This is a genomic window from Burkholderia sp. LS-044, assembly GCF_004803625.1.
Lineage (GTDB): Bacteria > Pseudomonadota > Gammaproteobacteria > Burkholderiales > Burkholderiaceae > Burkholderia > Burkholderia cepacia.
In genome coordinates this window covers 540,189-552,093 of sequence record NZ_SSWO01000002.1, presented here as the reverse complement: position 1 = coordinate 552,093, position 11,905 = coordinate 540,189, and the positions used below count along the sequence as shown (strand labels likewise).

Below are 11,905 nucleotides of genomic sequence, written 5' to 3'. Positions count from 1 at the left end.
TCAGCGCACCGGGTTGCCGGGTTCGAGCGCGGGCGACGGTTTCAGCGTTGCCGGGGCCGCCGGCGACGGCTGCGCGTGCGCCTGCTGCACGCGGCGCTCGGCACGCTCGACGCCGAGCCACGCGGCGAGCGCGGGCAGCAGGAACACGGCGCCGAACAGGTTCACGAGGAACATGAACGCGAGCAGCACGCCCATGTCGACCTGGAACTTCAGCGCGGAAAACGCCCACGTGCCGACGCCGATGAACATCGTGACGGCCGTGAACAGCGCGGCCGTGCCGCGCTGGCGCATCGCGTCGGCGAATGCGTCAGGCAGCGTCGCGCCGTGGCGGAGGTCGTGCTGCAGGCGTTCGTACAGGTAGATCCCGTAGTCGACGCCCACGCCCACGCCGAGCGTGATCACCGGCAGCGTCGCGACCTTCAGCCCGATGCCGAGAAGCGCCATCACCGCGTTGCACAGGATCGACACGAGCGTGAGCGGCACGACGATGCACAGCACCGCGCGCCACGAGCGGAACGTGACCGCGCAGAGCAGCGCGATCGCGCCGAAGATCGACAGCAGCATCGCGATCTCCGCGTCGCCGACCGCCTCGTTGGTCGCCGCCATCACGCCGACGTTGCCGCCCGCGAGCCGGAACGCGACGTTCGGCGTCGGGTTCTCGGCCGCGAAACGCCTGATCTCGTCGACGATATGCGCGATGGTCGTGCCTTCGTGGTTCTTCGTGTAGATCAGGACCTGAATCGCCTTGCAGTTCGCGGTGTTCATCCCGTTGTCGGGGTCGAACGCGTTGGAGCCTTGCGTGAGCCCGTCGCTCGAGCGCGGCAGCGCGGCCCAGCGCGGGTTGCCCTCGTTGAATGCGGCGATGAACACCTTGCCCTGCGACGACACGCTCGTCACCGACTGCACGCCGGCCACGCCGCGCATGTTCATCTCGAACCGCTCGATCGCGCTCATCACCGGGTAATGCAGGCACGCGTCGTCGAAGCCGGTCGTCTCGACGATCACCGACAGCACGTCCACGCCGATGTTGTACTGGTGCGTGATCGCCGCGTTGTCGATGTTGTAGCGCGAGTTCGCGCGCAGCTCCGGCGCGCCGGTGCCGATGTCGCCGATCTCCAGCTTGCGCGATTCGAGCGTGCCGTACGCGAGCAGCGCCAGCGCCACCGCGAACACGCCGAGCGCGGGCATCGGCCGCGCGAATACCGCGAAGCGCGACCACCGCCCGCTGCCGCCGGCCGCCGCCGTGCGCTGCGCGCGCGCCAGCGTGCCGCGTTCGAGGCGCGTGTACGACAGCAGGATCGGCAGGAACACCTTGTTGGTGACGATCATCAGCAGCACGCCGAGGCACGCGGTAATGCCGAGCTCGCGCACGATGTCGATCCTGATCCGCATGATGACCATGAAGCCGAGCGCGTTGGTCAGCAGCGCGACGGTGCCCGGCACGAACAGCTTGCGGAACGCGTCGCGCGCGGCGTCGACGGGCGACGCGCCGCGCACCAGCGCCTGCTTCCATGCGTTGGTCATCTGCACCGCGTGCGACACGCCGATCGAGAAGATCAGGAACGGCACGAGGATCGACATCGGGTCGATGCCGAGCCCGAGCAGCGGCAGCGCGCCGAGCAGCCACACGACCGGCAGCAGCGCGACGACGAGCGCCAGCGCGGTGGTCTTCAGCGAGCGCGTGTAGGCAAACAGCAGCGCGGCCGTCACGAGGAACGCGAGCGCGAAGAACGCCATCACGCCCGCGATGCCGCTCTCGACGTCGCCCACCAACTTCGCGAAGCCGATGATGTTCACGTCGATGCCCTGCTTCGCATAACGCGCGCGGATTTCCTCGAGCTGGCGCGCGACCGCGCTGTAGTCGAGCCGCTTGCCGGTGGCCGGGTCGGTCTCGCGCAGTTCCGCGCGGATCAGCGCCGATTTCAGGTCGTTGCCGACGAGGCGGCCGATCTGCCCGGAACGCGCGACGTTGCGGCGCACCTTCGCGAGATCGTCCGGGTTCGCGCTCGAGAACTGGCCGGGCACGACCACGTCGCCGCGAAAGCCGGCCTCGGTCACTTCCGTGTAGTGGACGTTCGGCGTGAACAGCGAGAACACGCGCGAGCGGTTCACGCCGGGGATGAAGAAGACGTCGTCGGTCGCGTGGCGCAGCGCGTCCATGAACGTCTGGTTGTAGATGTCGCCGTCGCCCTTCCAGCGCAGGCTCACGAGGATCGTGTTCGCGCCGGGGAACGCACCCGCATAGCGCTCGAACACCTGCATGTACGGGTGCTGCATCGGGATCATCTTGTTGAAGCCCGGATCGAGCTTCAGGCGCGTGGCCGACAAGCCGAGCGCGAGCGTCACCGCGACGCACAGCAGCATCAGCAGCTTGCGCCGGCGGATGATCGTGTCGGCGCAGCGCTCGACGAACGCGGCGAGACGCGACGCGGAAACGGCTTCAGGAGGACGTGACAGGTCGTTCATGGAATTCTCGGGTCGGGACGGACGATGCGAAACGAACGGAAGGCGGCGCTGCGGGCGGCCGGCGTCAGGACGGCGACGGCGTCGACGCAAGCGCGCCGGCCAGCGGCGCGACGCCGGCCTCGCCGCCGAGCAGCAGCGCGCCGTGGCCCATGTCGAGCACGGCCGCGAGGCTCTGCACGCCGCCGAGCTTGCGCACGTCGAAGGTCAGCCCGCCGTCGCGCGATGCGACGATCGCGCCGCCCTGCCCCACCAGCACGAGTTCGCCGCCGGTGAGCTGGGTCGCGCCGAAGTACGACACCGGCACGTGGCTGTCCACATGCGTCCAGGTCGCGCCGCGATCGGTGCTGCGCACCACGTTGCCGCGCATCCCGTATGCGACCCAGTCGCCGTTCGCGAGCATCAGCGCGCCGAACAGCGAACCGGCGTACGGCGACGGCAGCTTGTCCCACGTCGCACCGTTGTCGGTCGAGCGCAGCAGCGTGCCGCTCTCGCCCGCGACCAGCAGGTTGCCGTGGCCGTCGCCGACGATCGCGTTGAGGTGACGGTCGCCGGCCGGCGTCTTCAGCGGCTGCCACGTGAGGCCCGCGTCGTCCGAACGCAGCAGCTGGCCGAAGCTGCCGGCCGCGAACAGCGGGCCGCTCGCCGCACCCCACACGGACAGCAGCGGATCGGAATGCTCATGGTCGATGTGCACTTCACGCCAGTGCATGCCGGCATCGTCGCTGCGGACGATCCGGCCGTCGTGGCCGACCGCGATCCCGAGCGTCGGCGTGATGAAACGCACCTGCGTGAGCGTCGATGCCTGGTCGGGCGTGACCGACGCCGGCCGCCAGCGGGCGCCCGAATCGTCGCTCAGCAGGATCACGCCGCGTTCGCCGACCGCGACGATGCGCGTGCCGGCCCGGGCGAGCCCGTTGATCTGCAGCCGGTCCGCATGGATCGCGGTGACCGGGAACGCCGGCAGCGGGCGCGGCGAAAACGCGAACAGCGCGGCGCCGAGCACGAGCGCCGACATCGCGAGTCCGGGCAAGGTTCGTTTCATGGCTTGTCTCCTGTTTCTGCGTTCGACGGCCGTTGGCGCGTGCGCGCCGACGACCGTCGCCTGCAAGTCTCCGGGCCGCCGGTCATGGCCGCGGCCTCGAATCGTCGTTCGTGAATGGTTCGCCGCGTGTGCGGCGCGGCCCATCCGCGTGCCGCTACGTCCGCTACGTGCCGCTATGTCCGCGACGTGCCCTATGCGCCGACCTCGAACAGCGCGGCGGCACCCATCCCGCCGCCGATGCACATCGTCACGACCGCGTGCCGTACGCTGCGCCGCGCGCCTTCGAGCAGTGCGTGCATCGTCATCCGCGTACCCGACATCCCGAACGGATGGCCGAGCGCGATCGCACCGCCGTCGACGTTCAGCCGGGCGTCGGGAATGCCGAGCGTGTCGCGGCAGTACAGCGCCTGGCACGCGAACGCCTCGTTCAGCTCCCACAGCCCGATGTCGCCGACGGTCATCCCGAAGCGCGCGAGCAGCTTCGGAATCGCGAACACCGGGCCGATGCCCATCTCGTCGGGCTCGCAGCCGGCCACCGCGAGGCCGCGAAACGCGCCGAGCGGCGTCAGCCCGCGGCGTAGCGCCTCGCTGCGCGACATCACGACCACGGCCGCCGCGCCGTCCGACAGCTGCGACGCATTGCCGGCCGTCACGAACTCGCCCTGCTCGACGACCTTGCCGCCGCTCCACGACGGCTTCAGCCCCGCGAGCCGTTCGGCCGTCGTGTCGGCGCGCACGCCTTCGTCGCGCGCCGCACGCAGATCCTCGTGGCCGGCCGGGTTGCCTTCCTTGTCGAACAGCGCGCGCCGCACGTCGAGCGGCGCGATTTCCGCATCGAAGCGGCCGGCCGCCTGGGCGGCGGCCGTGCGCTGGTGGCTCTGCAGCGCGAATTCGTCCTGCGCCGCACGCGAGATCCCGTAGCGGCGCGACACGATCTCGGCCGTTTCCATCATCGCCATGTAGGCGGCCGGCTGGTGGTCGAGCACGGCCTGCGAACGCGCGCGATACGCGTTCTTGTGCTTGTTCTGCGTGAGCGAGATCGACTCGACGCCGCCCGCGACGACGATCCGCGCATCGCCCGCGCCGATGCTGCGCGCGGCGCTCGCGATCGACATCAGGCCCGACGAGCACATGCGGTCGATCGCCATGCCGGGCACCGAAGCCGGCAGCCCGGCCGCCGCCGCCGACAGGCGGCCGATGTTGTAGCCCTGCGTGCCCTGCTGCGCGGCGCAGCCGATCAGCACGTCGTCGACGTCGGCCGGCGCGACGCCCGCGCGCCCGAGCGCGGTGCGCACCACGTGGCCGCCCAGCGCGGGCGCCTCGGTGTCGTTGAACATGCCGCGAAACGCCTTGCCGATCGGCGTGCGTGCGACGGAAACGATGACTGCGTCTTCCATGGGCTGGCTCTCTGAATCTAGAAGTAGTAACGGCTGATCGTGTCGGCCACGCAGCCGGGTTTCGCTTCACCTTCGATCTCGACGGTCACGCGAATCCATGCCTGCACACCGCCGTCGAGCGGCTCGACGCGCAGCAGCTCGCCGACGCCGCGCACGCGCGCGCCGACCTTCACCGGCGCGGGGAAACGGATCCTGTCGCAGCCGTAGTTGACGCCGAGCCGCGCGCCGTCGAAACGCACGATCTGCGGCAGGAAATGATTGACGAGCGACAGCGTCAGGTAGCCGTGCGCGATGCACGCGCCGAACGGGCCGTCCTTCGCGCGCACCGGGTCGACGTGCACCCACTGGTGATCGCCGGTCGCGTCGGCGAAACCGTCGATGCGGATCTGGCCGATCGCGAGCCACGCGCTCGCGCCGAGCGTGTCGCCGACGGCCGCCGCGAGTTCGCCGGGATGCGCGAACACGCGGGGCGTCGCGCGCACGGGGTCGAGGGTCGTGCTCATCATGCGTGCTGGCTGCTGACCGACAGCACTTCGCCCGTCATGTACGACGCGTAATCGCTTGCAAGGAACACCATCACGTTCGCGACCTCCCAGACTTCGGCGGCGCGCCCGAAGGCTTCGCGCGACGCCAGTTGATTCAGCAGGTCGGCCGGGGCCGACTTCTTCAGAAAATCGTGCATCGCGATGCTCGGCGCGACCGCGTTGATGCGCACGCCGTACGGCGACGCCTCGAGCGCCGCGCAGCGCGTGAGCGCCATCACGCCCGCCTTCGCGGCCGCGTAGTGCGCCTGTTCCGCCTGCGCGCGCCAGCCGAGCACCGATGCGTTGTTGACGATCGCGCCGCGGCCGCGGGCCTGCATGTGCGGCAGCATCGCGCGCGTCATCCGGAACGTCCCGGTGAGGCTAATGTCGATCACGCGCGACCATTCGGCATCGTCCATATCGACGATGCGGGTCGACCCGCCGAGCCCCGCGTTGTTGATCAGCACGTCGACGCCGTCGAGCTTGTCCTGGGCGTCGGCAACGAGTGCCTGCACGTCGGCCTCGACCGCGACGTTGCACAGGCGGCCATAGACCTGTTGCAGCCCCGTTTCGGCGCGCAGTGTCTGAACCGCCTGTTCGAGGCGCTTTTCGTGGATGTCGGAGATGAACAGCGCGCGGCAGCCTTCCTCCGCGCAGCGGCGCGCGGCCGCGAAGCCGATGCCGGCGCCGGCGGCGGCCGTGATCAGCACCGATTTGCCGGCGAGCAGCTGGTGGCCCGGCACGTAGGCCGGCGCTTTCTGGATCTGGGGTTCGGTCATGCGGTGCCTCGTGGTTCCCTGGGCATGCCGAGCCCGCGCTCGGCCATGATGTTGAGCTGGATTTCGTTGGTACCCGCGTAGATCGTGTCCGCGCGGGAGAACAGGAATACGCGCTGCAGATGGGTGAGCTTTTCGTCGGCCGGATCGATCACGTTCGCGCGGGGCCCGAGCGCGTCCATCGCGAGCTGGCCGAGGTCGCGGTGCCAGTTCGACCAGAAATACTTGTAGATCAATGCCTCGCGGCGCAGCGGCGCGGTGGCACCGCCATCGGCGTCGTCGGCGCCGGACAGCATGCGCAGCGCGTTGTAGCGCATCACGCGCAGCCCGGCCCACGCGCGGCCGATCCGCTGCCGAAGCACCGGGTCGCGGTCCGCGCCCGATTCGCGCGCGGCGTCGATCACCCATTCGAGCTCGCGGACGAACTGCATCTGCTGGCCGAGCGTCGACATCCCGCGTTCGAAACCGAGCAGCGTCATCGCGATCCGCCAGCCGTCGCCGGGCGCGCCGACGAGATCGCGTGCTTCCGCGCGCGCGCCGTCGAAGAACACTTCGTTGAATTCCGCGCCGCCGTTGAGCTGCCTGATCGGCCGGATCTCGATGCCCGGCTGGTCGAGCGGCATCAGCAGAAACGACAGCCCCTTGTTGCCCTTCGACGCGGGATCGGTGCGTGCGAGCACGAAGATCCAGTCGGAATCGTGTGCAAGCGACGTCCAGACCTTCTGGCCGTAGACGCGCCACGTACCGTCCGCATCCTGTTCGGCACGCGTGCGGACATTCGCCAGATCCGAACCCGCGCCCGGCTCCGAATAGCCCTGGCACCAGAACTGCGTGCCGGCGAGAATGCCGGGCAGGAAGCGCGCGCGCTGGTCGTCGGTGCCGCATGCGACGAGCGTCGGCCCGAGCAGCCCTTCGCCGATGTGGCCCATCCTTCCCGGGCCTCCGGCGCGCGCGTATTCCTCGTGGAAGATCACCTGTTCGGCCACCGAGAAGCCGCGCCCGCCGGCGGCGGTCGGCCAGCCGAGGCCGGTCCAGCCGCCCTGCGCCAGTTCCCGCTCCCATGCCTTGCGCAGGTCGGGAAACGCTTCCTCGTCGCCGGGGCCGCCGCGGTATTTCAGGCACGCGAATTCGCCGGTCAGGTGCGATTGCACCCAGTCGGCCACTTCGTGCCGCAATTGCTGTTCGCGCGTTTCGCTGTTCATTGAAGGGCTCCTGCGCGTGCGGCGGACGGGCGTGATGCGGCTGCCGCCGATGGCTCGAATGCTTCGCCACGCTGCGATGCGCCGCCGTCGATCGCATGGGACGCGATCCATTCGAGCAGTTGCGGCGTGCTGCCGAACTGCGCGCCCGACGCCTGCGCGCGCTTGAAGTAGAGATGCGGGTCGTATTCCCACGTAAAGCCGACGCCGCCGTGCAACTGGATCGCTTCCTGTGCGCAGAACGCATACGCGTCGTTCGCGGCGGATTTCGCCGCGGCGATGTCGACACGCAATGCGTTGCCCGGCACCACGCTGCCGGCTTCCGCGTCCCACGCATGGGCCGCACCGAGCACGGCCGAGCGCGCCGATTCGATCAGCACCATCATCTGCGCGCAACGGTGCTTGACGGCCTGGAACGACGCGATCGCGCGGCCGAACTGCACGCGCTGGCTCGTGTAGTCGAGCGTCAGGTCGAGGCATTGCTGTGCGCCGCCGAGTTGTTCGGCGGCCAGCGCGAGCGCCGCGAACCATGCGGCACGTTCGAGCACCTGCGCCGCGTCGCGGCCCGCAATCAGCGCGTCGCGGCTCACGCGCACGTCGTCGAGCGCAATCCGTGCGAGCGGCCTCGTCGCGTCGAGCGTGTCGAGCGGCGTCACCGCAACGCCGGCTGCGCCGGTAGTCATGTCGATCGCGAACAGGCCGACCGACTGCCCTTCGTTCGCGATCCGCGCCGGAACCAGCAGCAGGTCGGCGCGCGCACCGTCGAGCACTTGCGCTGCGACGCCGGACAATGCGAAGCCGGCCGCGGTTTCTTCCGCGATGAACGGAAGCGGTCGCGCACTGGCCGGTTCGTCGAACGATTCGCCGAAAGATGCGCCGAACGCATTGGCACCCGGCCGGCCATATGGCCGGCCGACCCGCGCGCCACCTGGCTCGCCGAACGGCCAGTCGAACGGCAGCGCCAGCGTCGCGCTGCACGCGCCTTCGGCGATCTTCGCGAGCGAGTCCATCGCCAGCGGATTGTCAGTGCAGCCCGCGAGCGCGGTCGCCGCGAGGCACGCGGTCGAAAAATACGGCACGCACGCGATGCGCCGGCCAAGCTGTTCCATCAGCACCGCCTGCTCGACCGCGCCGAGCCCGAGCCCGCCCGCCGCCTCCGGCAGCGCGAGCGCGTTCCAGCCGAGTTCGCCCGCCAATGCAGCCCACAGCGCATCGTCGCGGCCGGCCATCAGCTCGAGTGCGCGGCGCACGTCGGCGGACGCGCTGCGTTCGGCGAGCACGTCGGCCGCCGCGTCGCGGATCATCGCCTGTTCGTCGGTGAGCGCCAGATCCATGCTCAGCTCCCGTACACGCGCTGCGCGGGCCGCGTCTCGGCGAGCAGCCGCGCGACCGCCGGGCCGACCTCGGCCGCCGCCCAGCGCGCGCCGCGGTCGACGCTCGGGCCCGTGCGCCAGCCTTCCGCGACCGCGATCATCCCGCCTGCGACCTCGAACACCTGGCCCGTCACGTCGGCCGACAGCGCGCTGCCGAGCCACACGACGAGCGGCGCGACGTTGGCCGGGTCGAAATAGTCGAAGCCGCCGTCCTCGGGCTTCTTCATCATGTCGGCGAACACGCCTTCGGTCATCGACGTGCGCGCGGCCGGCGCGAGTGCGTTCACGCGCACGCCGTAGCGCTGCAGCTCGGCCGCCTGCATCAGCGTGAGCGCGGCGATGCCGGCCTTCGCCGCGCCGTAGTTCGACTGGCCGATCGAGCCTTGCAACCCGGCGCCCGAACTCGTGTTGACGATCCGCGCGTCGACCGCGTGGCCGGCCTTCGCGGCATCGCGCCACACGCGCGCCAGCACGCTCGACAGGCAGAAGTGGCCGCGCAGATGCACGCGCATCACGTCGTCCCAGTCGGTTTCGGTCATGCTCGTGAACATCTTGTCGCGGCAGATGCCCGCGTTGTTGACGAGCACGTGCACATCGCCGAACGCTTCGCGGGCCGCGTCGACGATCCGCTGCGCCGTTTCGACGCGCGTGATGTCGTCCGCATTCGCAAGCGCGTTGCCGCCGTGTCGTGCGATCTCGTCGCACACGGCCTGCGCGGCCTCGTGCCGGATGTCGTTGACGACGACCGCCGCGCCTTCGGCCGCGAACGCGAGCGCATATTCGCGCCCGAGCCCGCCGCCCGCGCCGGTGATGATGACGGTGCGTCCGTTACAGATTCCCATGCTGGTGCCTCTTGGATCGTGAGATCGTGAAAGTGACGCGCTCACAGGCGCTCGATGATCGTGACGTTCGCGAGGCCGCCGCCTTCGCACATCGTCTGCAATCCGTACCGGCCGCCGGTGCGTTCCAGTTCGTGCAGCAGCGTCGTCATCAGCCGCGCACCGGTCGCGCCGAGCGGATGGCCGAGCGCGATGCCGCCGCCGTTCGGGTTGGTCCTTTCATGCGGGAAACGCGTATCGGCCAGCCACGCCTGTGCGACCGACGCAAACGCCTCGTTCATCTCGACGACGTCGATCTGCGACCAGTCGAGCCCGCTCTTCTTCAACGCGGCCTTCGTCGCCGGGATCGGCGCGGTCAGCATCCACAGCGGATCGTCGCCGAGCACGCTCAGGTGATGGATGCGCGCGCGCGGCGTGAGACCGTAGCGCTTCAACGCGTCCTCCGACACGATCAGCAGCGCCGCGGCCGCGTCGCAGGTCTGGCTCGCGACGGCGGCCGTCAGCGAGCCGCCCGGCGTCAGCGGTTCGAGCGTCGCCATCTTTTCCAGCGACGTGTCGGGGCGCGGCGTCTCGTCGTGCAGCACGCCTTCGAGCGGCACGATTTCCCGCTTGAAATGCCCGGCCTCGATCGCGGCGACCGCACGGCGGTGGCTTTCGAGCGCATAGCGCTCCATCGCGTTGCGCGACAGGTTCCAGTGATCGGCGATCCGCTGCGCGGCGACGAACTGCGACACCGGCGCGTCGCCGAAGCGCGCGCGCCAGCCGGTGCTGCCCGAGAACGGGTCGTCGAAGCCGAGCGGCGCCGCGCAGGTCATCGCGGACGAGATCGGGATCTGCGTCATCGTCTGCACGCCGCCCGCGACCACCACGTCCTGCACGCCGCTCATCACGGCCTGTGCGGCGAAATGCAGGGCCTGCTGCGACGAGCCGCACTGGCGGTCGACCGTCACGCCCGGCACCTGCAGCGGCAACCCGGCCGCGAGCCAGCAGGTGCGCGCGATGTTGCCCGCGAGCGGGCCGATCGTGTCGACGCAGCCGAACACCACGTCGTCGTATTCGTCGGCGGGAATCGCGTTGCGCTCGACGAGCGTCTTCAGCACGAAGCCGCCGAGGTCGGCTGCATGCACGTGCGCGAGCCCGCCCTTGCGGCGGCCGGTCGGCGTGCGCAGCGCGTCGACGATATAGGCTTGTTTCATTGACGGGTTTCCTCGAGGTCGAAGGTCTGCGCGGGGCCGATCGGCAACGCGTCGCCGAGGATCGCGTCGGCCACGCGGGCCTTGTGGAACGCGCTGTCGCCCCAGCTGCCGGAGAGCGCCCAGATGCGCTTCATGAAGATCTGCAGGTCGAGCTCCCACGTGTAGCCGATCGCCCCGTGCACCTGCATCGAGTGACGCGCGGCGAGCTGCGCGGCCGACGTCGCCGCGAGCTTCGCGTGGGACACGAACACCGCGCGCTGCGGGTGATCGTCGGCGATCGCCTGCGCGGCGCGCGCGACCACCGGCCGCGCGAACTCGTAGCGGATCGCGACATCGGCAAGCAGATGCTTGAGCGCCTGGTACGACCCGATCGCCTTGCCGAACTGCTTGCGCTGCGCGCTGTAGTCGATCGCGACGTCGAGCACGCGCTGCGTGAGGCCGAGCAGTTGCGCGGCGACCGCGAACGCGCCGTGGTCGAGCGCACGGTCCAGCAGCGGCGCGGCTTCGTCGGCGCTTGCGATGCGCGTGGCCGCCGACGGCTCCCAGTCGAGCGTGAACAGCCGCCGCGACGGGTCGACGCTGTCCACCGCGCGCCATGCGCACTGCGCGGGATCGACGCGGTGCAGCTCGCCACGGTGCTCGCACAGGAGCGTTTGCGCGACGTGCACGTCGGCCGCATACGGGTTCGCCGGATGCACGAGCGCGACGCGCGCGCGCCCTTCGGCGATGTCGCGCAGCAGCGCGTCGCGCCAGTCGCTCGCCGGCAGCCGCGCGAGCACGCCGGCCGAGACGAGCGCCGTGTCGAGCAGCGGCTCGGGGCTGCCGAAGTAACCGTAGGTCTGCGCGAGCAGCGCCCATTCCGCTTCGCTCAGGCCGAGGCCGCCGTGCGCCTCGGGCACCGACACGGCGGTCAGCCCCTGCGACGCGAACAGCGCCCACAGGTCGTCCGAACGCCCGGTCGGCGTGGCCCAGAGCTCGCGGATCAGCTCGGGCGTCATCTCGGTCATCAGCAGGCGCTTCACGCTGTCCGCGAGCGCTTCCTGGTCTTCATCGAATACGAAATCCATACGATGTCCGTTCAGTGAGGGTGGCG

Annotated in this window: 10 protein-coding genes; all 10 read right to left on the bottom strand. The window is 70.2% G+C overall.

The genetic code is table 11. The annotated features are described in order from the left end of the window. Entirely contained in the window at positions 1 to 2,466 is a 2,466-nt protein-coding gene (locus tag E9536_RS07630; RefSeq protein WP_136469613.1) for an MMPL family transporter, read from the bottom strand. 64 nt (positions 2,467 to 2,530) lie between these two features. After that, the gene (locus E9536_RS07625; protein ID WP_136469612.1) at positions 2,531 to 3,508 is read right to left on the bottom strand and encodes a sialidase; all 978 of its coding nucleotides are present in this window, start codon (positions 3,506 to 3,508) and stop codon (positions 2,531 to 2,533) included. Positions 3,509 to 3,699: 191 nt separating this feature from the next. After that, positions 3,700 to 4,905, bottom strand: coding sequence for an acetyl-CoA C-acyltransferase (locus E9536_RS07620; protein ID WP_136469611.1), 1,206 nt, complete (start codon positions 4,903 to 4,905; stop codon positions 3,700 to 3,702). A 17-nt stretch (positions 4,906 to 4,922) separates the two neighbouring features. Next, the gene (locus E9536_RS07615; RefSeq protein WP_136469703.1) at positions 4,923 to 5,408 is read right to left on the bottom strand and encodes a MaoC family dehydratase; all 486 of its coding nucleotides are present in this window, start codon (positions 5,406 to 5,408) and stop codon (positions 4,923 to 4,925) included. Next, entirely contained in the window at positions 5,408 to 6,208 is an 801-nt protein-coding gene (locus E9536_RS07610; protein WP_048025095.1) for an SDR family oxidoreductase, read from the bottom strand. The genes E9536_RS07615 and E9536_RS07610 overlap by 1 nt, the downstream gene beginning before the upstream one ends. Then, entirely contained in the window at positions 6,205 to 7,407 is a 1,203-nt protein-coding gene (locus tag E9536_RS07605) for an acyl-CoA dehydrogenase family protein (RefSeq protein WP_060371915.1), read from the bottom strand. Before E9536_RS07605 ends, E9536_RS07610 begins: the two co-directional genes overlap by 4 nt. Continuing rightward, positions 7,404 to 8,738: an acyl-CoA dehydrogenase family protein gene (locus E9536_RS07600; RefSeq protein ID WP_136469610.1), complete on the bottom strand. Its 1,335-nt coding sequence runs from the start codon at positions 8,736 to 8,738 to the stop codon at positions 7,404 to 7,406. Before E9536_RS07600 ends, E9536_RS07605 begins: the two co-directional genes overlap by 4 nt. Positions 8,739 to 8,740: 2 nt before the next feature. Next, positions 8,741 to 9,619 carry an SDR family oxidoreductase gene (locus E9536_RS07595; RefSeq protein ID WP_136469609.1) on the bottom strand — a complete coding sequence of 293 codons (879 nt, stop codon included), beginning with the start codon at positions 9,617 to 9,619 and terminating at the stop codon, positions 8,741 to 8,743. A 41-nt stretch (positions 9,620 to 9,660) separates the two neighbouring features. Continuing rightward, on the bottom strand, positions 9,661 to 10,812 hold the full coding sequence (locus E9536_RS07590; protein ID WP_136469608.1) for an acetyl-CoA C-acetyltransferase: 1,152 nt from the start codon (positions 10,810 to 10,812) through the stop codon (positions 9,661 to 9,663). Next, a complete protein-coding gene (locus E9536_RS07585; protein WP_136469607.1) occupies positions 10,809 to 11,879 on the bottom strand; it encodes an acyl-CoA dehydrogenase family protein in 1,071 nt (356 codons plus the stop codon). Before E9536_RS07585 ends, E9536_RS07590 begins: the two co-directional genes overlap by 4 nt. Between the last annotated feature and the right edge of the window lie 26 nt (positions 11,880 to 11,905).